Here is a 24132-nt window from a genome sequence, read left to right as displayed (position 1 = left end):
GATTTAGATCACATATTATAGATAACAGCATAACAGTTACGTTAATATATTATTTATTACATAACGGCTGCGCCATTCTCGCCCGGCGTTTCTTGCTCTCCTGCGATGGCGTGCGCTAAAAAAATTCTGAAGCCTGCACTCTCTCTAATCAAGGTCAACATGAGTCTGTTTCCCGTTATCGTGGTGTTCGGTCTGTCCTTCCCACCGATATTTTTCGAGCTTCTTTTATCACTGGCGATCTTCTGGCTGGTGCGCAAGGTGCTGGTCCCTACCGGGATCTACGATTTCGTCTGGCACCCTGCATTGTTCAATACCGCGCTGTATTGCTGCCTGTTTTATCTGATATCGCGCATGTTTGTCTGAGGTTGATGTGAAAACGCTAACAAGAAAAATCTCCCGCACTGCCATCACCATGGCGCTGGTTATCCTCGCCTTCATCGCTATTTTCCGCGCCTGGGTCTATTACACTGAATCACCGTGGACGCGTGATGCACGCTTCAGCGCCGATGTGGTGGCAATCGCTCCTGACGTGGCCGGTCTTATCACGGCGGTCAACGTCCACGATAACCAGCTGGTGAAAAAAGATCAGGTCCTGTTCACCATCGACCAGCCTCGTTACCAGAAAGCGCTGGAAGAGGCGGAAGCGGACGTGGCCTATTACCAGGCGCTGGCTGCGGAGAAACGCCGCGAGGCTGGCCGCCGTAACCAGCTTGGCGTTCAGGCAATGTCCCGTGAAGAGATTGACCAGTCCAACAACGTGCTGCAAACCGTGCTGCACCAGCTGGCGAAAGCGCAGGCAACGCGCGATCTGGCAAAGCTCGATCTTGAGCGTACCGTGATCCGCGCGCCGTCCGATGGCTGGGTGACCAACCTTAACGTCTATGCCGGGGAATTCATTACCCGTGGCTCAACCGCCGTGGCGCTGGTGAAACAGAACTCCTTCTACGTACTCGCCTATATGGAAGAGACCAAGCTGGAAGGCGTACGACCGGGCTACCGGGCAGAAATTACGCCGCTGGGCAGCAATCGCGTCTTTAAAGGTACCGTCGACAGCGTCGCCGCAGGGGTGACTAATTCCAGCAGTTCGAATGATGCCAAAGGGATGGCAACGGTGGATTCCAACCTCGAGTGGGTGCGTCTGGCCCAGCGCGTGCCGGTCCGTATCCATCTGGACGAACAGCAGGGCAACCTGTGGCCTGCGGGTACCACGGCGACGGTGGTGATTACCGGTGAAAAAGATCGGGATGCCAGCCAGGACTCGTTCTTCCGTAAAATCGCCCACCGTCTGCGCGAGTTTGGTTAATCGCTATGGGCATCTTTTCCATCGCCAGCCAGCACATTCGCTTCGCCGTGAAGCTGGCGTGTGCCATTGTGCTGGCGCTGTTTGTTGGCTTTCACTTCCAGCTTGAAACACCTCGCTGGGCAGTGCTGACGGCTGCGATTGTCGCGGCGGGCCCGGCCTTTGCCGCGGGTGGGGAACCTTATTCAGGCGCGATCCGCTATCGCGGGATGCTGCGTATCATCGGAACGTTCATCGGCTGTCTCGCGGCGCTCACCATTATTATTCTGATGATCCGCACGCCATTGCTGATGCTGATGGTGTGCTGTATCTGGGCGGGTTTTTGCACCTGGATCTCGTCTCTGGTGAAAGTGGAGAACTCCTACGCCTGGGGGCTGGCGGGCTATACCGCGCTGATTATTGTCATCACCATTCAGTCCGAGCCGCTGCTCGCCCCGCAGTTTGCAGTTGAGCGCTGCAGCGAGATTGTCATTGGTATCGTGAGTGCGATTGTCGCGGATCTGCTGTTCTCTCCGCGCTCCATCAAGCAGGAAGTCGACCGTGAGCTTGACGCGCTGATCGTTGCTCAATACCAGCTGATGCAGCTGTGTATTAAACACGGCGACAGCGAAGAGGTCGATAAAGCCTGGAGCGGGCTTGTTCGTCGCACGCAGGCGCTGGAAGGGATGCGCAGCAACCTTAACATGGAGTCCTCGCGCTGGGCCCGCGCAAATCGTCGCCTTAAAGCCCTTAATACTGTCTCTCTGACGCTGATTACCCAGGCATGTGAAACCTATCTGATTCAGAACACCCGGCCGGAAGCGGTCACCGATACGTTCCGCGAACTGTTCGCCGAGCCGGTGGAAACCGTGCAGGACGTGCATAAGCAGCTTAAACGTATGCGCCGGGTGATTGCCTGGACCGGGGAGCGCGACACGCCGGTAACGATCTACACCTGGGTCGGCGCTGCGACGCGCTACCTGCTGCTGAAACGCGGCGTGATTGGTAACACCAAAATCAGCGCGGCAGAAGAAGAGGTACTGCAGGGCGAAGTGGTGATCAAGGCGGAATCCGCTGAGCGCCATCACGCGATGGTCAACTTCTGGCGTACGACGCTTGCCTGTATGCTCGGCACGTTGTTCTGGCTGTGGACGGGCTGGACGTCCGGCAACGGCGCGATGGTGATGATTGCCGTCGTTACCGCACTGGCGATGCGTCTGCCTAATCCGCGTATGGTCGCCATCGATTTCCTGTACGGCGCCATTGCCGCCCTGCCGATAGGCGCGCTCTATTTCCTGGTCATTATCCCGTCGACGCAACAGAGCATGCTGCTGCTCTGTATTAGCCTGGCGGTAATGGCGTTCTTTATCGGCATTGAAGTGCAAAAGCGGCGCCTGGGATCGCTGGGTGCGCTGGCGAGTACGATTAACATCATCGTGCTCGATAACCCGATGACCTTCCATTTCAGCCAGTTCCTGGACAGCGCGTTAGGTCAGCTGGTGGGCTGTTTCCTGGCAATGATGGTGATACTGCTGGTGCGGGATAACTCGCAGGCAAGAACGGGCCGCGTGCTGCTGAACCAGTTCGTGTCGGCCGCCGTGTCGTCTTTGACAACCAACACCGCGCGCCGTAAAGAGAACCATCTGCCCGCGCTCTACCAGCAGCTGTTTTTACTGCTGAACAAGTTCCCGGGCGATATCGCGAAGTTCCGCCTGGCGTTAACCCTGATCATCGCGCACCAGCGTCTGCGTAACGCGCCCGTGCCGATTAACGACGATCTGTCGGCCTTCCACCGCCAGTTACGTCGTACCGCCGATCACGTGCTTTCCGCCAGCAGCGATGACAAACGGCGTCGTTACTTTACGCAGCTGCTTGAAGAGCTCGATGTCTATCAGGAAAAGCTCAAGCACTGGGAAGCGCCGCCTCAGGTGACCGAGCCGGTAGGAAGGCTAGTGTTTATGCTGCATCGTTACCAGAATGCCCTCACTGATAGCTGACTGAAGTAAAAAAACCGACGCCAAAAGCGTCGGTTTTTTTGTGGCTATACTTATTCCAGCACGTTCTTACATTTCAGAAAGGGAGGACACATGACGACCCAGGCGCTTCAGGACCACATCCTTTTTCAGACCGGCTATCTGGTCAACGGAATCTGGAAAACGCTGGATACGACCTTCGATGTGTTTAACCCCGCTACCGGGGAAGTCATCGCGAAAGTTGCCAAAGCGGGTAAATCACAAACCGAAGAGGCTATCGCAGCGGCTACCAAAGCCTTCCCGGCATGGCGTGCCAAAACCGCGAAAGAACGCTCGGCGATTCTCTACCGCTGGTATGAATTGATTATTGAGAATAAAAGCTGGCTCGGGCGGTTAATGACCACCGAACAGGGCAAACCCCTGAAAGAAGCGGAGGGCGAAGTGGAGTACGCCGCCAGCTTTATCCAGTGGTTTGCCGAAGAGGCTAAACGCGCGAACGGTGAAATTATTCCACCGATCAAACCCGGCTCGCGCATTCTGGCGACCCGTGAACCTGTAGGCGTGGTCGCGGCGATAACGCCGTGGAACTTCCCGATGGCCATGCTTACCCGCAAGTTAGGTCCGGCGCTGGCGGCAGGATGTACCGGGGTAATTAAACCGGCCAATAACACGCCGCTCAGCGCCTTTGCGCTGCTAACATTGGCTAAACAGGCGGGTGTGCCCGATGGCGTTCTCAACGCCGTTGCCGGGAATACGCATGAAATCAGCGATGCGATTATGGCAAGTCGCGACGTGCGTAAGATCTCCTTTACCGGCTCAACCTCCGTCGGCAAAACGCTGGTGCGTAATGCAGCCGAAACCATGAAGAAAGTCTCGATGGAGCTGGGCGGAAATGCCCCGTATATCGTTTTTGAGGATGCGGACATCGACGCAGCGGTTAAGGGCGCGATCGCCAACAAGTTTCGCAATGCCGGGCAGGTTTGCGTCAGCGTGAACCGTTTTTATATTCAGGAAACCGTCTACGACAAATTTGTGAATAAACTCGCCGATGCGGTGAATGCGCTGAAGGTGGGTAATGGTCTTGAGGAGGGGGTGGTCGTCGGGCCGCTGATTGAACCTTCTGCGGTGAACAAAGTGCGTGAGCATGTCGACGACGCCGTTGCCCGGGGCGCAACCGTACTGGCAGGAGGTAAGCCCCATCCGCTTGGCGGGAATTTCTGGATGCCAACCGTATTGGGCGACTGCCATGAAGGCATGAAGCTGGCAGAAGAAGAGACGTTTGGCCCGGTGGCGGCGTGCTTTCGTTTCACCTCGGAGGATGAGGTCATCCAGCGCGCCAACAACACGCCCTATGGGCTGGCGGCTTACTTCTATACCCAGAATCTCTCACGGGTCTTCCGCGTTTCACAGGCCATCGAGAGCGGGATGATTGGCATTAACGAGTGCGCCGTCTCCACGGAGCTCGGGCCTTTTGGCGGCGTAAAAGAGTCAGGTCTTGGACGAGAAGGCTCCGTGCTGGGACTGGAAGAGTATCTGGAAGTTAAAACCCTGCATATTGGGGGATTATAATAGACAGGGCGGCAGCTGCCGCTCGCCTGGACTGGGTGGCTGGCAATGAAAACCTATACGTTTGATTTTGACGAGATCGACAGTCAGGAAGACTTCTACCGGGAATTTATCCGGGTGTTTGATCTTGAAAGGGAAAGCGTGACGAATCTGGATACGCTTTGGGACGTGGTCACCGGCAGTCTGTTGCCGCTCCCGCTGGAGATTGAGTTTATCCATTTGCCCGATAAGCTGCGAAGACGTTTTGGCGCGCTGATATTGCTGTTCGATGAAGCGGAAGAAGAGCTTGAAGGGCAGTTGCGCTTTAACGCGCGGCACTGAATGAAAAAAGCCCCTGACCATGAGGCCAGGGGCAAGTCGTATGATGAGATACGACGAGGGTTTATTTATACAGTTCTGCAGTTGCATGCCAGTGGTCACCCTGATTCAGTTCGGTGACGCGATAGCTGCTGGCACCTGCTTTTTCAGCTTTGGCTGCCAGTTCGTGACGGATATCCATCGGTGAGCCGGTGACAGACGTCACGGAGACGCTGCCCATACGCTGTAGATTTTGTGCCTGGTCGGCATTCACCTGCTGTACGGCTGCACTTGCGCCGAAAGAGAGAACGGACGCCAGACCGAGGGTTGCGATGATCAATTTGGTTTTCATAGTCTTTACTCCTGAATAGGGTTTTTACTCAACGGCGAGAAGGGTTGAACTGCTATTTTTATGCCTGGTGCCGTTGAGTGGAGTTTTACGTTTTCAGCTATTACTAAAACTTATTTGTACAGCTCAGCGGTGGCGTGCCAGTGGTCACCAGAACGCGCTTCGATGATGCGATAGGATGATGCACCCTGTTCTTCCGCTTTTTTGTTCAGCATCTCATGCATGTCCATTGGCGATGTGCCGACCGCGCCGACAGAAACCGTACCGATGGCCTGGCGGGATTGCGCCTGGTCAGCATTAATAGAGTCAGCCGCGAAAGCACCAAATGACAGGACAGACAGGACGCTCAGAGCCGCTACAGTTGATTTGATTTTCATGATTCTTACCTCGTCGAATTTTTTAGTGGGGTCTTGTTTCGTGACCCTCATCACAAAATCAAGTATACACTAATAACGGTAAAAATTAATACCAGACTAATGGTTTCTTTTGTTATTACGTGTTAACCAGTCCTTTTTTTATAACCAAACTGCATAATATTGGGTGTTTTTTGCACGCCTTAGTTGGTTATAACTAATAAAATCATATGGATATCAACTTTTGATTTTTTGTGCGATTCTTTGATTTAGCATTCACCATGTGAATGTTAATGGGTGGTAAAAAGCACTATTTGTCAAAGTGAAGGGCAGTAGAAAAGAGGGGAGAACGCAGCGGAAGCAGAACGATCCCCGCAGCGGCGCTACGGGGAGAGGGGATTAGAGTTCCTGTTCGAACAGAACCAGAATCGCTTCGTGGAGATCTTTCACGGAAAAACCGCTAGCCGGTGTGGTAAAGATGGTGTCATCGCCGGCGATAGTCCCGAGGATACCCTCCGTTTTACCCAGCGAGTCCAGCATGCGGGCAATCAGCTGTGCGGCGCCGGGGCTTGTGTGGATCACCACTACGGCGTCGTTATGATCGATATCCAGAACCAGATTTTTGAGCGGGCTGGAGGTGGTCGGCACGCCAAGTTCTGCTGGCAGGCAATAGACCATCTCCATCTTGGCGTTACGGGTACGCACCGCGCCAAATTTCGTTAACATGCGGGAGACTTTCGACTGATTGATATTATCGAAGCCTTGTTCCTGCAGCGCCTGAACAATTTCTCCCTGAGAACTGAATTTCTCTTCTTTAAGTAGCGCCTTAAACGCCTTAACTAATTCTTCTTGCTTAGACGAGCTTCGCATAAGTCACCCGGAATATGACGATAGAAACAACATTATTATGCATGTGGATGAATTTTTATGCAAATTATCTACTCAGCGCCAGGCTGAAATAATGTTATGAAAGGGAGTGATTTTATCAGATTTCGTTATCAGAAAACATGCCTGGGTCACGCCGCGCAAATAAGCTTAAAAGTAAATTAAATGTTATCAAAATGATGTTGTTTTGGTGGCGGGGCAGGGTGTATTGTAACCACCTCTTAATGCGTTGCCCTCTGTCGTCAGATAGTTTTCTGGTGAGAGATAAAGTCGCGTGACCTCAAATTCTTTAGCTACGAAAATTGTAATTATTTACTTGCTGAATTATGGTCGCCGCAACGGATTTACAGATACTTAAGTTAACCATAATAAGGAGTTTAGGATGAAAGTCGCAGTCCTCGGCGCTGCTGGTGGTATCGGCCAGGCGCTTGCCCTACTACTGAAAACCCAACTGCCTTCAGGCTCAGAACTCTCCCTGTACGATATTGCTCCGGTAACCCCAGGCGTGGCGGTTGACCTGAGCCACATCCCAACTGCTGTAAAAATCAAAGGCTTCTCCGGTGAAGATGCACGTCCTGCACTGCAGGGTGCCGACGTGGTGCTGATTTCTGCAGGCGTGGCGCGTAAGCCAGGCATGGATCGTTCAGACCTGTTCAACGTCAACGCGGGCATCGTGAAAAACCTGGTGCAGCAGATTGCTGAAGTGTGCCCGAAAGCGTGCATCGGTATCATCACTAACCCGGTGAACACCACCGTTGCTATCGCGGCAGAAGTGCTGAAGAAAGCAGGTGTTTACGACAAAAACAAACTGTTCGGCGTAACCACGCTGGATATCATCCGTTCCAACACCTTTGTTGCTGAGCTGAAAGGCAAACAGCCAACAGAAGTGGAAGTTCCGGTCATCGGCGGTCACTCTGGCGTTACCATCCTGCCTCTGCTGTCGCAGATCCCAGGCGTGAGCTTCACCGAGCAGGAAGTGGCTGACCTGACTAAACGCATCCAGAATGCGGGCACCGAAGTGGTGGAAGCGAAGGCGGGTGGCGGTTCTGCAACCCTGTCTATGGGCCAGGCGGCTGCACGTTTCGGTCTGTCACTGGTTCGCGCTCTGCAGGGCGAGAAAGGCGTTGTTGAATGCGCTTACGTTGAAGGCGATGGCGAACACGCTCGCTTCTTCTCTCAGCCGCTGCTGCTGGGTAAAAACGGTATCGAAGAGCGTAAATCCATTGGTACCCTGAGCGCGTTTGAACAACACGCGATGGAAGGCATGCTGGATACGCTGAAGAAAGATATCACCCTGGGTGAAGAGTTCGTTAACAAGTAATACGAACCGTCTCCCGGCAAAAAACGGAGCTTATCGCTCCGTTTTTTTATGCCTGTCAGTTTGTTGCCGGGTATTCCTGAATCGTTACGTGCAGCGTCAGTTTCTTATCGTTGCGCATGACCTCAACAGGGATGATAGAACCCGGGCGAATTTCCGCCACCTGATCCATCGTCTCCAGCGCAGAGACCGCCGGCGTGCCGTTGACCGACACAATCACATCGTTTACCTGAATTCCCGCGTTGGCCGCCGGACCACCCGGTGCCACCTCGTTAACCACGATGCCCTGAATCTGATCGATACCGCCGCCCTGGGTATGCATCGGCGCAATTTCGCGCCCGCCGATACCGATATAGCCGCGGATCACGCGTCCGTCGCGGATCAGCTTATCCATAATTTTGGTCGCCAGCTGGAACGGAATGGCAAAGCCGATCCCTTCCGGCGTCTCACCGTCGTTGCTCTTGTCGAACGAGAGGGTGTTGATGCCCATCAGTTCGCCCAGCGAGTTGACCAGCGCACCGCCGGAGTTACCGTGGTTGATGGAGGCATCGGTTTGCAGGAAATTCTGCCGTCCGGATGGGTTGAGGCCGATACGACCGGTCGCGCTGATAATCCCCTGGGTGATGGTCTGGCCCAGGTTGTAAGGGTTACCAATCGCCAGGACGACATCACCAATATGCGGGGTACGTTTACGGTTGATCGGGATGACCGGCAAACCGCCCGTGGCGTTAATCTTCAGGACGGCCAGATCGGTCAGGCTGTCAGACCCAACGAGTAATGCCTCAAACACGCGGCCATCCTGCAGGGCGACGATGATCTGGTCAGCATCGTTTATCACGTGCTTGTTAGTAATAATGTAGCCGCGCTCGTCCATGATCACGCCGGAGCCGAGGGTGCGGATCTCCAGCTGGTTGTGGGCTGAGCTATTCAGGCCACGGTTATAGACGTTAACTACGGCGGGGGCGGCTCGGCGTACGGCCTGGTTATAGGTGGCCGGCGTTTCATCCGCGCTATCAAACTGGGGAGCCGACAGTTTATTGAACTGACGTAAAGACGGCAGCGCCAGCAGCAGCAGGCCAGCGACAATCAAACCGATGACAATAGAACGTAAGAGCTTTGAAAGCATGATGCGCGTTTCGTTAAAAAAGGAACGATTTGCAGCATAACATGAGTTATCCGGACATCACATGCAGCGGTGATGTCCGGATCGCAAATGCTTAGCGCAACAGAATATAGATGGACTCATTGCCACGCATGACCTGCAGGGCAATAACCGCCGGTTTGCTTTCCAGCACTTTGCGCAGTTCGGCAATAGACTGCACGCGATTGCGGTTTACACCGATGATCACATCATCCTGATGCAATCCGGCCTGCGCGGCAGGGCTGCTCTTCTCGACGGTGTCGATGCGAATGCCTTTTGTGCCGTCTTTCAGCTGTCCATCGCTCAGGGTCGCACCCTGCAGCGCCGGGGCGATCAGCTCCGCGCTGGCCGAGGAGGAGGTGCTCTTATCCAGCGTCACTTCAACGTCAAGCGGCTTACCGTCACGTATCAGGCCCAGCTTCACTTTGGCGCCAGGTTCCGTTGTGGCAATCCGCGAACGCAGTTCTGCAAAGCTGTTAAGCGGTTTGTCGTTCAGGCTGACGATCACATCCCCCGATTTCACGCCCGCTTTTGCGGAGCCGGAGTTTGGCAGCACTTCACTGACAAACGCCCCGCGCTGTACATTGATGTTGAACGCTTTTGCGATATCAGCGCTCATCTCCATACCTTTAATGCCCAGCAGCCCGCGTTTGATTTCACCGAACTGGATCAACTGCTGCGCCAGGGTTTTGGCCATATTGCTGGGGATAGCAAAACCGATCCCGATGCTGCCGCCGCCTGGGGCCAGAATCGCCGTGTTAATCCCAATCAGCTCGCCGTTAAGGTTGAGCAATGCCCCGCCGGAGTTTCCACGGTTGATTGAGGCATCGGTCTGGATAAAGTTTTCCAGCCCCTCCAGATTCAGGCCGCTACGCCCCAGCGCGGAGACGATCCCGGAGGTGGCGGTTTGCCCTAAGCCAAAGGGGTTGCCCACGGCGACGGCAAAGTCGCCGACGCGCAGTTTGTCAGAATCCGCGATGGCAATCTGGGTTAGATTGCTCGGGTTTTGCACCTGCAGCAGCGCGATGTCGCTCTGGTCATCGCCGCCAATCAGTTTGGCATCAAATTCGCGGCCATCATTTAGCTGGACGCTGATTTTATCGGCCTGGCTGATGACATGGTTGTTAGTCAGAATATAGCCTTTAGCTGCATCAATAATGACGCCAGAGCCCAGGCCTTCAAAAGGCTGTGCCTGCTGGTCGGGAGACTCATCGCCAAAATATTTTTTCAGTTCTTCAGGGACGCGTTGGCTTTGTACCGCCGTGCCTTCAACCTGAACGCTGACGACCGCAGGCAACACTTTTTCCAGCATGGGCGCGAGGCTTGGAATGGCCGCCTGGCCAGGCACCTGGGAGGGGATAGCAGCGAATACAGGGACGGACGCCGAGAGAGATAACCCGACACTTAACGCGATAGCGCTCAACAGCTGGTTTTTTTTCTTCATCGATGTTGACTCTCGTAACCTGGAATAAAGGAAAAACGGCCCTAAAAACACGTTGATGTTATTGAATTTTAAAACGCTGAACAATGAGGTGTTTAACTAAATGATAGCTGGGGTCATGAAGAAAGGACGGGCGCAATCGCTGCGCCCGTAAAATAAATTCAGGTTGTGTGCTTAATCGCGTTTTACACCACCGCGCAGCAGGCCGGACGCGCCATCGGAGTAGTCGCGAGGCATCTGAACGGGCGCCTGATCGTTACCGGCCTCAGAGTCAGCCAGACGGTTGCGGAATGGGTTGGTTTCAGCGGTCATTTCCGGCAGCAGGCTGCTGGAGCTTTTTGCCATATGTTGATACAGCTGACGATAGTCGGTCGCCATGTTGTCCAGCAGCTCGGCGCTGCGGGCAAAATGGCTGACCAGCTCTTCACGATACTCTTCCAGCTCGGCTTTGTTCTTTTCCAGTTCGTACTGCAGTGACTGCTGCTGACGCAATTTGCGATTACCGAAACGCATGGCCACAGCACCGATGACGATGCCGACGACTAAACCGATTAGCGCATATTCCCAGGTCATGAACTTCTCCCGTTGTCTTGTTGTTCCGTAGGGTGTTGGCTCGGCTCCTGCCTGTGCCTGATAATGCCACTATAACCGCTATTTCTGCAGAAGTGGAATCCTGACGTATCATCGCGTAGTGTAGAACGGCCTTTTTTTCATCAGTCACGTCTGCTGGTGAGCGTTAATTGAAGGAATAACAATAAGATTATGCAAAACCTGTCCCCTGCATCGCGATATCAACTGGCCCTTAACGAGGGCACTCATCAGCCTGACGACGTTCAACGTGAGGCGGTAAACCGCCTGGAGATGATTTATCAGGAGCTCACTGCAAAACCCGCAGAAGTCGAACCGAACGGTGGGCTAAAGGCGGCGTTTGGGCGGTTGCTCGGTAAAAAAGCGCCACAGGCTCACGCGCCGGCGCGCGGTTTATACATGTGGGGCGGGGTCGGTCGCGGAAAAACCTGGCTGATGGACATGTTCTACCAGAGCCTGCCGGGTACACGTAAACAGCGTCTGCACTTCCATCGTTTTATGCTGCGGGTGCATGAAGAGCTGACTGTGCTGCAGGGTAAAAGCGATCCGCTGGAGATTGTGGCCGACAGGTTCAAGGCGGAAACCGACGTGCTCTGCTTCGACGAGTTTTTTGTGTCTGACATCACCGATGCCATGCTGTTAGGCGGCCTGATGAAGGCGTTATTTGCCCGCGGGATTACGCTGGTGGCCACGTCGAATATCCCGCCGGACGATCTGTACCGCAACGGCCTGCAGCGGGCACGCTTCCTGCCCGCCATTGACGCTATCAAACAGCATTGTGACATTATGAACGTCGATGCCGGTGTCGATTATCGTCTGCGCACGCTGACCCAGGCGCACCTGTGGCTTTCGCCGCTAAATGCCGATACCACCTGCGAGATGGATAAACTTTGGCTGGCGCTGGCGGGAGCAAAACGCGAGCACGCTCCGGAACTCGAGATTAACCATCGCCCGCTCCCCACCCTTGGCGTCGAAAACCAAACGCTGGCGGTCTCCTTTACGACGCTTTGCGTGGATGCCCGTAGCCAGCACGACTACATTGCGCTTTCACGTCTGTTCCACACCGTGATGGTGCTGGATGTGCCGGTGATGACGCGGCTGATGGAGAGCGAGGCGCGACGCTTCATTGCGCTGGTGGACGAGTTTTATGAGCGCCACGTCAAGCTGGTGGTCAGCGCCGAGGTACCTTTATATGAGATTTACCAGGGAGAGCGGCTGAAGTTTGAGTTCCAGCGCTGCCTGTCTCGCCTGCAGGAGATGCAGAGCGAGGACTACCTGAAGCTGGAGCATATGCCGTAATAAATACCACCCTCTCCCTGAGAAGGGTGCCTTGTAGGCCGGGTAAGGCGCAGCCGCCACCCGGCATTTTCCGTGGCCCCGAAAAACCCATTCCAAATCACATTTAAGGGTCGATCTTTGACCTCAACTTCTCTATAATCTTGCGACCCCACGTTACGAGAAGGTTTTTTTCCCGAAACTTTCTATGTGTCGGCATGTGCTATTCGAAGGGGTAGGTTTGCCGGACTTTGTCGTGTGAACCTCAACTGACTAAACGTTTGGGTGTTCACCAACGTGTAACTTATTATTTGGGTAAGCTTTTAATGAAAACTTTTACAGCTAAACCAGAAACCGTACAGCGCGACTGGTATGTTGTTGACGCGACCGGTAAAACTCTGGGCCGTCTGGCTACTGAACTGGCTCGTCGCCTGCGCGGTAAGCACAAAGCGGAATACACTCCGCACGTTGATACCGGTGATTACATCATCGTTCTGAACGCTGATAAAGTTGCTGTAACCGGCAACAAGCGTACTGACAAAATGTACTACCACCACACCGGCCACATCGGTGGTATCAAAGAAGCGACCTTTGAAGAGATGATTGCCCGCCGTCCTGAGCGTGTGATTGAAATCGCGGTTAAAGGCATGCTGCCAAAAGGCCCGCTGGGTCGTGCTATGTTCCGTAAACTGAAAGTTTACGCAGGCAACGAGCACAACCACGCGGCACAGCAACCGCAAGTTCTTGACATCTAATCGGGATTATAGGCAATGGCTGAAAATCAATACTACGGCACTGGTCGCCGCAAAAGTTCCGCAGCTCGCGTTTTCATCAAACCGGGCAGTGGTAAAATCGTAATCAACCAGCGTTCTCTGGAACAATACTTCGGTCGCGAAACTGCCCGCATGGTAGTTCGCCAGCCGCTGGAACTGGTTGACATGGTAGAAAAACTGGATCTGTACATCACCGTTAAAGGTGGTGGTATCTCCGGTCAGGCAGGTGCGATCCGTCACGGTATCACCCGCGCTCTGATGGAGTACGACGAATCCCTGCGTTCTGAACTGCGTAAAGCTGGCTTCGTTACTCGTGACGCGCGTCAGGTTGAACGTAAGAAAGTGGGTCTGCGTAAAGCACGTCGTCGTCCACAGTTCTCCAAACGTTAATCCATTCTGCTTACGCAGAACGATTGGCGAAAAACCCGCTTCGGCGGGTTTTTTTATGGATAATGCGCAGGTTATCCACAATATGCATGCATATATCTTCTCTTTTTCCACATTTCCAGAATCCCCTCACCACAAAGCCATCAAAATCTGGTAAACTATCATCCAATTTTCTGCCCAAATATCGGTGAATACTCGATTTTTGTTCGTTTCTTGAACAATGTGTTTTCTCTGGGATGGGCGATACAACATCTGGCTGGCCCCTGTTGGGCTGGTAGCAGTAAAAATTCTGAATATACCTGGAGGTTTTCATGGCTGTCGCTGCCAACAAACGTTCGGTAATGACGCTGTTTTCTGGTCCTACTGACATTTATAGCCATCAGGTTCGTATCGTGCTGGCCGAGAAGGGTGTCAGTTTTGAGATCGAGCATGTGGAAAAGGATAACCCGCCTCAGGATCTGATCGATCTCAACCCGAGCCAAAGCGTACCGACGCTGGTGGATCGCGAGCTGACCCTGTGGGAATCCCGTATCATTATGGAATATCTGGATGAGCGTTTCCCGCATCCGCCGCTGATGCCTGTTTACCCTGTCGCGCGTGGTGAAAGCCGCCTGTACATGCAGCGTATCGAAAAAGACTGGTACTCGCTGATGAACGTGATTACCAGCGGTTCCGCTTCTGAAGCTGACGCTGCGCGTAAGCAACTGCGTGAAGAGCTGCTGGCAATCGCCCCGGTGTTTGGTCAGAAACCGTTCTTCCTGAGCGATGAGTTCAGCCTGGTGGATTGCTACCTGGCACCGCTGCTGTGGCGTCTGCCGACCCTGGGCGTAGAGTTCAGCGGTCCTGGCGCGAAAGAGCTGAAGGGCTACATGACTCGCGTCTTTGAGCGCGACTCTTTCCTGGCATCCTTAACTGAACCGGAACGTGAAATGCGTCTCGGCCGAGGCTAATGACTGTGGAAATGTCACAACTTACCCCACGCCGTCCTTATCTGCTGCGCGCCTTCTATGAATGGCTGCTGGATAACCAGCTCACGCCGCACCTGGTTGTGGATGTGACGTTGCCGGGCGTGCTGGTTCCAATGGAATACGCGCGTGACGGGCAGATCGTACTGAACATCGCCCCGCGCGCGGTGGGTAACCTGGAGCTGGCGAACGATGAAGTGCGCTTCAACGCGCGTTTCGGCGGCGTGCCGCGTCAGGTTTCCGTGCCGCTGGCAGCCGTGCTGGCTATCTACGCGCGTGAAAACGGTGCGGGTACCATGTTCGAGCCGGAAGCGGCGTATGATGAAGATGTTGCCAGCCTGAATGATGACAACGCATCCGACGAGCGCGAAAGCGACACGGTGATGTCACTTATCGATGGTGATAAACCCGATCATCACGACGACAATGACCCTGATGACGATCCGCCTCCGCGCGGTGGTCGTCCGGCTCTTCGCGTCGTGAAATAAAAAAACAGGCCCAATCGGGCCTGTTTTTTTTACACTTCCAGGTAGTTCAGGATCCCGTCAGCCGCCTTGCGGCCTTCGGCAATCGCCGTTACCACCAGGTCGGAACCGCGAACGATATCGCCACCCGCGAAGATTTTCGGGTTGCTGGTCTGGAACGCGTTATCGCTACCTTCTGGCGCGATTACGCGGCCCTGTGAATCCAGCTCAACGCTGTGCTTCGCCAGCCACTCCATGCTGTGAGGGCGGAAACCAAACGCCATCACCACGGCATCGGCCGGGATCACGTGTTCAGAACCGGCAACGATCTCGGCGCGACGACGGCCTTTCGCATCCGGTGCGCCCATCTCGGTACGCGCCATCTTCACGCCGCTCACTTTGCCGTTGGCATTCACTTCAATACCCAGAGGCTGGATGTTGAACTGGAACTCCACGCCCTCTTCACGCGCGTTTTTCACTTCGCGCTTAGAGCCCGGCATGTTCTCTTCGTCACGACGGTAGGCGCAGATCACGTGTGCCGCATTCTGACGAATGGAGGTACGCACGCAGTCCATCGCGGTATCACCGCCGCCCAGCACCACCACGCGTTTGCCTTCCATGCTGACGAACGGCTCATCGGCGGTTTCGCCGTAGCCCATGATCTGCTTGGTGTTGGCAATCAGGAACGGCAGCGCGTCGTACACGCCTGGCGCGTCTTCGTTTTCCAGACCGCCGCGCATGGACTGATAGGTGCCCACGCCCAGGAATACGGCGTCGTAATCCTTCAGCAGGTCGTCGAGCTGCACGTCGCGGCCCACTTCCACGTTCAGTTTGAACTCAATGCCCATGCCGGTGAAGATTTCCCGGCGACGGGTCATGACCTCTTTTTCCAGCTTGAAGGCCGGGATACCGAAGGTCAGCAGACCGCCGATTTCCGGATGACGGTCAAAGACCACCGCCTTCACGCCGTTGCGGGTCAGTACGTCCGCACAGGCCAGGCCCGCCGGGCCCGCGCCGATGATCGCCACGCGCTTGTCGGTTTGCTTCACGCCGGTCATGTCCGGACGCCAGCCCATCTCGAACGCTTTATCGTTGATATAACGCTCAATGTTGCCGATGGTCACCGCACCGAACTCGTCGTTCAACGTACAGGAGCCTTCGCACAGACGGTCCTGAGGACACACGCGGCCGCACACTTCCGGCAGGGTATTGGTCTGGTGAGACAGCTCGGCGGCTTCAAAAATACGTCCTTCGTTGGCCAGCTTCAGCCAGTTAGGGATGTAGTTGTGTACCGGACATTTCCATTCGCAGTAAGGGTTACCGCAGGACAGGCAGCGGTCTGCCTGTGCTTTGGCCTGGCCTTCTGAAAACGGCTCGTAGATTTCAACAAATTCAATTTTGCGGATCTTCAGCGGTTTCTTTGGCGGATCAACACGCTGCAGGTCGATAAACTGGTATACGTTCTGGCTCATCTGAATTCCTTACTGCGCCTGCACGCGCAGCTCTGCTGCGCTACGACTACGGTGACCCAACAGGGCTTTAACATCGCTGGACTTCGGCTTAACCAGCGCGAATTTCGCAGAGAACGCCGGCCAGTTCGCCAGGATCTCTTCGCCGCGCGAAGAACCGGTATGCTGCACGTGTTCGGTAATTAAACCGCGCAGGTGTTCTTCGTGAATGGCCAGCGTGTCAACGTCCAGCACTTCCACCAGCTCCGGGTTCACGCGTTTGCGGAACTCGCCGTCTTCGTCCAGGACGTACGCAAAACCGCCCGTCATGCCCGCGCCGAAGTTCACGCCGGTTTTACCCAGAACGCAAACAATCCCGCCCGTCATGTATTCACAACCGTTATCGCCAATGCCTTCCACCACGGTGATGGCACCGGAGTTACGCACCGCAAAACGCTCGCCCGCACGGCCTGCTGCAAACAGACGACCGCCGGTCGCGCCGTACAGGCAGGTGTTACCGATGATGCTGGCTTCATGGCTGCGGAAGGCTGAGCCGACCGGAGGGCGCACCGCCAGCAGACCGCCCGCCATGCCTTTACCGACGTAGTCGTTGGCATCGCCGGTCAGGTACAGCTCAACACCACCTGCGTTCCACACGCCGAAGCTCTGACCCGCGGTACCGCTGAAATGCGCGGTAATCGGATCCGACGCCAGCCCCTGGTCACCGTGCGTCTGCGCGATGTAGCCGGAGAGCGATGCACCCACGGAACGGTCGGTGTTGCGGATATCAAACCAGAACGTTTTGCTCTGCTTGTCGTCCACGTACGGCTTCGCCTGCTGCAGCAGCTGTGCGTTCAGCACGCCGTTATCAAACGGCGGGTTGTTCTCGGTGCAGTAGACCGCTTTGCCAGGATGCGGCTGCGCGGTTTCCAGCAGCTTAGACAGCTCCAGCTTTTGCTGCTTGGCGGTGAAGCCTTCCAGCTCTTTCAGCAGGTCGGTACGGCCAATCAGGTCCACCAGACGTTTAACGCCCAGCTGGGCCATCAGCTCGCGAGTTTCGCGGGCGATGAACTCAAAGTAATTAGTCACTTTGAACGGCAGGCCGTGATAGTGGTTCTTACGCAGCTTCTCGTCCTGGGTTGCAACGCCGGTTGCGCAGTTGTTCAGGTGGCAAATACGCAGGTATTTACAGCCCAGCGCGACCATTGGACCCGTACCGAAACCGAAGCTTTCCGCACCGAGGATCGCCGCCTTGATGATGTCGAGGCCAGTTTTCAGACCGCCATCCACCTGCAGACGGATCTTATGACGCAGACCGTTAGCCACCAGCGCCTGCTGGGTTTCCACTAGGCCAAGCTCCCACGGACAGCCCGCATATTTCACGGAGGAGAGCGGGCTTGCGCCGGTACCGCCGTCATAACCGGCAATGGTGATGAGATCCGCATAGGCCTTCGCCACGCCGGTCGCGATGGTGCCAACGCCCGGTTCGGAAACCAGCTTCACGGAGATCATCGCCTTCGGGTTGACCTGTTTCAGGTCGAAAATGAGCTGCGCCAGATCCTCGATAGAGTAGATATCGTGGTGCGGCGGCGGGGAGATCAGCGTCACGCCCGGCACGGAATAGCGCAGTTTGGCGATGTACGGGGTGACTTTATCACCCGGCAGCTGACCGCCTTCGCCCGGTTTAGCACCCTGAGCAACTTTAATCTGAATCACGTCGGCGTTGACCAGGTACGCAGGCGTTACGCCAAAGCGACCGGATGCCACCTGCTTGATACGGGACACTTTGTTGGTGCCGTAACGCGCAGGGTCTTCACCGCCTTCGCCGGAGTTGGAGTTGCCGCCGATGCTGTTCATGGCTTCCGCCAGCGCTTCGTGGGCTTCCGGGCTCAGCGCGCCGATGGACATCGCCGCGGTATCGAAGCGTTTGAACAGTTCCGATGCCGGTTCAACTTCGTCAATGCTGACCGCTTCATCGCCCGGATTGAGGGCAATAAGGTCGCGCAGCGTCGCCGCCGGACGGTTATTCACCAGCTCAGCGTACTGCTGATAATCGCTGTATTCACCGCTCTGAACCGCCTGCTGCAGCGTGCGCACCACGTCCGGGTTATAGGCGTGGTATTCGCCACCGTGAACGTATTTCAGCAGACCGCCCTGATCCAGCGGCTTACGTGCCAGCCAGGCGCGCTTGGACAGGTTCACCAGATCCTGCTGGAAGTCCGCAAAACCGGCGCCGCCGATGCGGCTGACCACGCCCTGGAAGCAGAGGTTGGCAACCTCGTCATGCAGGCCGACCGCTTCAAACAGCTTAGAACAGCGGTAGGAGGCAATGGTCGAGATGCCCATTTTGGACATGATCTTGTACAGACCTTTGTTGATGCCGTTACGGTAGTTCAGCATCACCGCGCGGTAATCTTTGTCGATCGCGCGGGTATCCACCAGACGGGCCAGCGTTTCGTAGGCCAGGTACGGGTAGATCGCCGTCGCGCCGAAGCCCAACAGCACGGCAAAGTGATGCGGGTCGCGGGCGCTTGCGGTTTCAACAATGATGTTCGCGTCGCAGCGCAGGCTCTTATCGACCAAACGCGTCTGGATAGCGCCGACCGCCATCGGGGCAGGTACAGGCAGACGGTTTTTCGCGATATTACGGTCGGACAACACCAGCAGCACGGTGCCGTTACGCACCATCTGTTCGGCTTTGTCACACAGCGCATTCACCGTCTCTTCAAGGCTCGCTTCGTTCACGTCGAAGGTAATGTCGAGCGTGTCGGCGCGGTAGTGCTCCTCTTTCATGGTGGTGAGCTGTTTGAAATCTGAATACAGCAGGATCGGCGATTTAAAGGTCAGACGATGCGCCTGGCCTTCGGCCTCGCAGAAGACGTTCATCTCACGACCGATGCTGGTGGCCAGCGACATCACGTGTGCTTCACGCAGCGGATCGATTGGCGGGTTGGTCACCTGCGCGAACTGCTGGCGGAAGTAGTCGTAAATGATGCGCGGCTGGCTGGAGAGCACGGCAAACGGGGTATCGTCACCCATCGAGCCGACCGCTTCCTGGCCGTTTTCACCGAGCACGCGGATGACAGAGTCCAGCTCTTCCGCGCTGTAGTTAAACTGCTTCTGGTAGCTTGCGAGAGTATCGTCGTCCAGCTCGCGGCTGCCCACTTCTTCGTCCGTAAGATCTTCGAACGGCACCAGGCGACGCACGTTCTTCTCCATCCACTCTTTGTACGGGTGGCGGCTCTTCAGATCGTTGTCGGTTTCGGCGGAGTGCAGGATGCGCCCACCGCGGGTGTCGATAACCATCAGCTCGCCCGGACCGACGCGGCCTTTCTCGACCACTTCGTCAGGCTGGTAATCCCAGATGCCGACTTCAGAGGCGCAGGTGATGAGCTTGTCTTTGGTGATAACGTAGCGCGCCGGACGCAGACCGTTACGGTCCAGGTTACAGGCAGCAAAACGGCCGTCGGACATAACGATGCCCGCTGGGCCGTCCCACGGCTCCATGTGCATGGAGTTGAAGTCGAAGAACGCGCGCAGCTCGGGGTCCATATCCGGGTTGTTCTGCCAGGCCGGCGGCACGAGCAGACGCATGGCGCGCACGATATCCATCCCGCCCGCCAGCAGCAGTTCCAGCATATTATCCATCGAGCTGGAGTCCGAGCCGGTTTCGTTCACGAACGGCGCGGCATCGTGCAGGTCAGGGATCAGTGGCGTCTGGAACTTATAGGTACGGGCACGGGCCCACTGGCGGTTACCGGTGATGGTGTTGATCTCGCCGTTGTGCGCCAGGTAGCGGAACGGTTGAGCCAGCGGCCAGCGTGGAACGGTGTTGGTGGAGAAGCGCTGGTGGAACAGGCAAATGGCCGATTCCAGACGCAGGTCCGCCAGGTCCAGGTAGAAGCGCGGCAGGTCAGCCGGCATACACAGACCTTTATAGATGTTCACCAGGTTAGAGAGGCTACAGACGTAGAACTCTTTATCGTCCTGGAGACGTTTTTCAATGCGGCGGCGGGCGATAAACAGACGGCGTTCCATATCACGTGGACGCCAGCCCGCAGGCGCGTTGACGAAAATCTGTTCAATACGAGGCAGCGAGGAGAGGGCGATTTCACCGAGCACCCCTTCGTTGGTTGGCACATCGCGCCAGCCGACAATCGACAGGGTTTCACGCTGAAGTTCTTCTTCGACGATGCGGCGTGAGGCGGCAGCCTTTTCAGGATCCTGATTCAGGAACAGCATGCCGACAGCGTAGTTTTTGGCTAAACGCCAGCCGCGCTCTTCCGCCACGATGCGGAAGAAACGATCCGGTTTTTGCAGCAGCAGGCCGCAACCGTCGCCGGTTTTACCATCGGCAAGGATGGCGCCACGGTGCTGCATACGGGCCAGTGCGTGAATAGCAGTACGCACTACCTTGTGGCTAGGTTCGCCTTCTATGTGGGCGATCAGGCCGAAACCACAGTTATCCTTCTCAAGGGATTTATCGTACAACATATCAGTGAACCTCCCCAGGCTCGTCGGGCTCCCACTGAACTTTACCGTGGCGCACAGGCACAGAAAGAGCATGGCGACGGGGTTTGCGTTTCATACGCGGACCTCGCATTCGCCCTCTTTTTCATCCTTTCGCGCAGGTAAACAAGTTTGAGGACTTGCTTCAGAGGGAATCTCAATTACTGCATAAATATGATGAGCAGGCCGCTCATCCAGAAAGCTTCCAGCGGATTTCCAACTTATCGGGAATTGGTACACAGGTCAAATGGCAATCTTATTTATACAAAAATGTGCTAAAGAGAGTCTATGTAATTGTATTTTAAGTGTATTTAACTATTTTTACATTGATTGAATGACCTGAGAGCGAGCAGCGGAGTGTGATCTGACTCACTATATGAAAGCGGTATTATCAATGTAGCGTGCTGAATAGCGGTTTTATAGCAGAACAATAATCTGGCAATGGATGCAAACCCGCATAAACCCACTGTTTTTCAGTGGTGGCGCTATAAATGAAAAAAACAATCAGAACATAAGGAAAAGTAATCACAGGCGGCGTGAATGAAATTGCAGTAATCGTGAGTATTTATTCATATGGATAAAGGCCGTCCAGGGCGATTGATCCAGGTCATCGCCGACAGAGGCTAAAAGTGGCAGGCTTGTCCCCTTTCTCCGGGACGGTCTATCAGATTATGCAGTTACAGAAATTAGTCAATATGTTTGGTGGGGATCTTTTGCAGCGGTACGGGCAAAAGGTTCATAAGCTGACGCTGCACGGCGGGTTTAGCTGCCCGAATCGCGATGGCACCATCGGGCGCGGCGGCTGCACCTTCTGTAACGTTGCGTCCTTTGCTGACGAGGCCCAGCGGCATAAATCTATCGCTGAACAGCTTGCCCATCAGGCCAGCCTGGTGAACCGCGCGAAGCAATATCTGGCCTATTTCCAGGCCTACACCAGCACGTGGGCGGAGGTGCAGGTATTGCGTTCGATGTATCAGCAGGCCGTCAGCCAGGCCAATATTGTTGGGCTTTGCGTGGGCACACGCCCGGACTGCGTACCGGACGCGGTGCTGGACCTGCTCAGCGAGTACAAAGAACAAGGCTACGAGATCTGGCTGGAGCTGGGCTTGCAGACCGCGCACGACAAAACGCTGCACCGTATTAACCGTGGCCATGATTTCGCCTGCTACCAGCGCACCACGCGCCTGGCCCGCGAGCGCGGGCTGAAGGTCTGCTCGCATCTGATTGTTGGGTTACCCGGCGAGGGTCAACAGCACGGTCTTGAAACGCTGGAAAAGGTGGTTGAAACCGGCGTGGACGGCATTAAGCTGCACCCGCTGCATATTGTTACGGGAAGCATTATGGCGAAAGCCTGGGAAGCAGGGCGGTTAAGCGGTATTGAGCTTGAAGACTATACGGTGACGGCGGGGGAGATGATTCGCCATACGCCGCCGGATATTGTCTACCATCGCATCTCGGCCAGCGCCCGCCGTCCAACGCTTCTGGCACCGCTATGGTGTGAAAAACGCTGGACGGGGATGGTGGAAATTGACCGCTATCTGCAGGAGAACGGCGTACAGGGTTCGGCGCTGGGCCGCCCCTGGATTCCGCGTCTAGCGGCGACGGCCGCCTAGCAAACTCCCCAGCATGCCGCGCACGATTTGATTGGTGACCTGTCGGGCTGCGCTTTTCGCCATGGTCTGCACCACGCCGTCGCGCTTGCCGCCGCGCGGCCCGGTGCTGCCGAAAAGAATGTCTTTGAGCCCACCGAGAATGCCGTCATCGACGGCGACAGATTGCCCTTTAGCGGCAGGCGCAGCCTGCGATTCTGTTGTCGCCTGGACCCCTTTTTGCAGCATCTCGAACGCGGACTCGCGATCCTCCTCGTCTTCGTATTTCCCGTAAACCGGAGAGTGGTTAATCAGGCCGTTGCGCTCATCGTCGGTCACCGGCCCCATACGCGAGCAAGGCGCGATCACCATGGCGCGTTCTACCACAGACGGGCTGCCCTTCGCATCCAGGAACGAGATCAGCGCTTCACCGGTGCCTAGCGCCTGAATCGCCGCTTCGGTATCAAAGGCAGGATTGGCGCGCATGGTTTGCGCGGCGGCTTTCACCGCTTTCTGATCTTTTGGCGTAAAGGCGCGCAGGGCATGCTGCACGCGGTTGCCGAGCTGCCCGAGCACGTTGTCGGGGATATCCGACGGGTTTTGCGAGACAAACCAGACGCCGACTCCTTTGGAGCGGATCAGGCGGATAACCTGTTCGATCTTATCCAGCAATACCTGCGGCGCGTCGTTAAACAGCAGATGCGCTTCGTCAAAGAAGAACACCAGCTTCGGTTTTTCCAGATCGCCCGCTTCCGGTAATTGTTCATAGAGCTCGGAGAGCATCCACAGCAGGCTAGCGGCGTAGAGTTTCGGCATCTGGTAGAGCTTCTCTGAGCTCAGGATGTTAATAATGCCTTTGCCGCTGCTGTCGGTGCGCATCCAGTCTTTGATATCCAGCATGGGTTCACCAAAGAAATGCTCAGCGCCCTGCTGCTCAAGCGTCAGTAGACCGCGCTGAATAGCGCCCACCGAGGCGCTGCTGATATTGCCGTACTGGTTCTGGAAGGATTTGGCGTTATCGCCGATGTATTGCGTAATGGCGCGTAGATCTTTGAAATCAAGCAGCAGCAGTCCCTGATCGTCGGCAATGCGGAAGATAATATTCAGCACGCCGGACTGCACGTCGTTGAGGTTAAGCAGACGGGCCAGCAGCAGTGGGCCGAGATCGGAGACGGTGGCGCGCACCGGGTGGCCTTTCTCACCAAAGATATCCCACACCACCACCGGGTTACCGTGCGGCGTCCAGTCCGTGATGCCAATATTTTTCAGCCGCTCGAGCAGTTTTTCAGATGCCGTCCCATCCTGAGCCACACCGGTTAAATCGCCTTTCACGTCAGCCATAAAGACCGGTACGCCAATCTCTGAAAGCGACTCCGCCAGCTTTTGCAGGGTGACGGTTTTCCCCGTCCCGGTCGCTCCGGTGATCAGACCGTGGCGGTTCGCCATCGCGGGCAGTAAATACAGCTCTTTTTCCAGCGTCCTGGCAATTAACAATGGTGTACTCATGATGCGCTTCCTCTCTTAGTCCTGGG

Annotated in this window: 21 protein-coding genes; 12 read left to right on the top strand and 9 right to left on the bottom strand. The window is 55.6% G+C overall.

Annotation, left to right across the window (positions count from 1 at the left end; translation table 11 throughout):
- Positions 1-159 precede the first annotated feature (159 nt).
- From aaeX to ACW9E7_RS18135, 5 genes are all read left to right on the top strand, one after another.
- Positions 160-363 (top strand): p-hydroxybenzoic acid efflux pump operon protein AaeX, encoded by a 204-nt coding sequence (gene aaeX / locus ACW9E7_RS18155; protein WP_003860416.1) that lies wholly within the window; start codon positions 160-162, stop codon positions 361-363.
- A gap of 7 nt (positions 364-370) precedes the next feature.
- The gene (aaeA, locus tag ACW9E7_RS18150) at positions 371-1303 is read left to right on the top strand and encodes a p-hydroxybenzoic acid efflux pump subunit AaeA (RefSeq protein ID WP_023309394.1); all 933 of its coding nucleotides are present in this window, start codon (positions 371-373) and stop codon (positions 1301-1303) included.
- Between the two features lie 5 nt (positions 1304-1308).
- Entirely contained in the window at positions 1309-3276 is a 1968-nt protein-coding gene (gene aaeB / locus ACW9E7_RS18145; protein WP_458728182.1) for a p-hydroxybenzoic acid efflux pump subunit AaeB, read from the top strand.
- 90 nt (positions 3277-3366) lie between these two features.
- Entirely contained in the window at positions 3367-4821 is a 1455-nt protein-coding gene (locus ACW9E7_RS18140) for an NAD-dependent succinate-semialdehyde dehydrogenase (protein WP_133295220.1), read from the top strand.
- A 45-nt stretch (positions 4822-4866) separates the two neighbouring features.
- Positions 4867-5139: a barstar family protein gene (locus tag ACW9E7_RS18135; protein ID WP_008502839.1), complete on the top strand. Its 273-nt coding sequence runs from the start codon at positions 4867-4869 to the stop codon at positions 5137-5139.
- 61 nt (positions 5140-5200) lie between these two features.
- On the opposite strand, the gene yhcN (ACW9E7_RS18130) is transcribed toward ACW9E7_RS18135, so the two are convergent.
- From yhcN (ACW9E7_RS18130) to argR, 3 genes are all read right to left on the bottom strand, one after another.
- Entirely contained in the window at positions 5201-5467 is a 267-nt protein-coding gene (gene yhcN, locus ACW9E7_RS18130) for a peroxide/acid stress response protein YhcN (protein WP_032659672.1), read from the bottom strand.
- A 110-nt stretch (positions 5468-5577) separates the two neighbouring features.
- Positions 5578-5841, bottom strand: coding sequence for a peroxide/acid stress response protein YhcN (gene yhcN / locus ACW9E7_RS18125; RefSeq protein ID WP_023309389.1), 264 nt, complete (start codon positions 5839-5841; stop codon positions 5578-5580).
- A gap of 375 nt (positions 5842-6216) precedes the next feature.
- Positions 6217-6687: a transcriptional regulator ArgR gene (gene argR, locus ACW9E7_RS18120; RefSeq protein ID WP_023309388.1), complete on the bottom strand. Its 471-nt coding sequence runs from the start codon at positions 6685-6687 to the stop codon at positions 6217-6219.
- Between the two features lie 397 nt (positions 6688-7084).
- Between argR and mdh the strand changes: the two genes are divergently transcribed.
- Positions 7085-8023, top strand: coding sequence for a malate dehydrogenase (mdh, locus tag ACW9E7_RS18115; protein ID WP_008502835.1), 939 nt, complete (start codon positions 7085-7087; stop codon positions 8021-8023).
- Positions 8024-8078: 55 nt separating this feature from the next.
- Here mdh and degS read toward each other — a convergent pair whose 3' ends face one another.
- The 3 genes from degS to zapG all read right to left on the bottom strand — a co-directional run bounded on the left by degS (position 8079) and on the right by zapG (position 11175).
- On the bottom strand, positions 8079-9146 hold the full coding sequence (gene degS / locus ACW9E7_RS18110; RefSeq protein ID WP_458728181.1) for an outer membrane-stress sensor serine endopeptidase DegS: 1068 nt from the start codon (positions 9144-9146) through the stop codon (positions 8079-8081).
- Positions 9147-9237: 91 nt separating this feature from the next.
- The gene (gene degQ / locus ACW9E7_RS18105) at positions 9238-10605 is read right to left on the bottom strand and encodes a serine endoprotease DegQ (RefSeq protein WP_458728180.1); all 1368 of its coding nucleotides are present in this window, start codon (positions 10603-10605) and stop codon (positions 9238-9240) included.
- Positions 10606-10776: 171 nt separating this feature from the next.
- The gene (gene zapG / locus ACW9E7_RS18100) at positions 10777-11175 is read right to left on the bottom strand and encodes a Z-ring associated protein ZapG (protein WP_008502832.1); all 399 of its coding nucleotides are present in this window, start codon (positions 11173-11175) and stop codon (positions 10777-10779) included.
- A gap of 189 nt (positions 11176-11364) precedes the next feature.
- Between zapG and zapE the strand changes: the two genes are divergently transcribed.
- From zapE to sspB, 5 genes are all read left to right on the top strand, one after another.
- The gene (gene zapE, locus ACW9E7_RS18095) at positions 11365-12489 is read left to right on the top strand and encodes a cell division protein ZapE (RefSeq protein WP_458728179.1); all 1125 of its coding nucleotides are present in this window, start codon (positions 11365-11367) and stop codon (positions 12487-12489) included.
- A gap of 302 nt (positions 12490-12791) precedes the next feature.
- Positions 12792-13220, top strand: coding sequence for a 50S ribosomal protein L13 (gene rplM / locus ACW9E7_RS18090; protein WP_003860434.1), 429 nt, complete (start codon positions 12792-12794; stop codon positions 13218-13220).
- Between the two features lie 15 nt (positions 13221-13235).
- On the top strand, positions 13236-13628 hold the full coding sequence (gene rpsI / locus ACW9E7_RS18085; protein WP_003860436.1) for a 30S ribosomal protein S9: 393 nt from the start codon (positions 13236-13238) through the stop codon (positions 13626-13628).
- Between the two features lie 308 nt (positions 13629-13936).
- Positions 13937-14575: a stringent starvation protein SspA gene (sspA, locus tag ACW9E7_RS18080; protein ID WP_014885418.1), complete on the top strand. Its 639-nt coding sequence runs from the start codon at positions 13937-13939 to the stop codon at positions 14573-14575.
- 5 nt (positions 14576-14580) lie between these two features.
- Positions 14581-15078 carry a ClpXP protease specificity-enhancing factor gene (sspB, locus tag ACW9E7_RS18075; protein ID WP_024906337.1) on the top strand — a complete coding sequence of 166 codons (498 nt, stop codon included), beginning with the start codon at positions 14581-14583 and terminating at the stop codon, positions 15076-15078.
- A gap of 29 nt (positions 15079-15107) precedes the next feature.
- Here the strand turns inward: sspB and gltD are convergent, their stop codons facing one another.
- On the bottom strand, positions 15108-16526 hold the full coding sequence (gene gltD / locus ACW9E7_RS18070) for a glutamate synthase subunit GltD (protein ID WP_023309377.1): 1419 nt from the start codon (positions 16524-16526) through the stop codon (positions 15108-15110).
- Positions 16527-16535: 9 nt separating this feature from the next.
- Complete coding sequence (gene gltB, locus ACW9E7_RS18065; protein WP_115876363.1) at positions 16536-20996, bottom strand: glutamate synthase large subunit; 4461 nt, start codon at positions 20994-20996, stop codon at positions 16536-16538.
- 686 nt (positions 20997-21682) lie between these two features.
- Here gltB and ACW9E7_RS18060 point away from each other — a divergent pair.
- Positions 21683-22624, top strand: coding sequence for a TIGR01212 family radical SAM protein (locus ACW9E7_RS18060; RefSeq protein WP_458728404.1), 942 nt, complete (start codon positions 21683-21685; stop codon positions 22622-22624).
- Here the strand turns inward: ACW9E7_RS18060 and ACW9E7_RS18055 are convergent.
- The gene (locus ACW9E7_RS18055) at positions 22604-24106 is read right to left on the bottom strand and encodes a helicase HerA-like C-terminal domain-containing protein (RefSeq protein ID WP_126303140.1); all 1503 of its coding nucleotides are present in this window, start codon (positions 24104-24106) and stop codon (positions 22604-22606) included. The genes ACW9E7_RS18060 and ACW9E7_RS18055 overlap by 21 nt on opposite strands.
- Between the last annotated feature and the right edge of the window lie 26 nt (positions 24107-24132).

It is taken from the genome of Enterobacter sp. H2G27, assembly GCF_054403075.1.
This window is presented reverse-complemented; position numbering and strand designations above follow the sequence as displayed.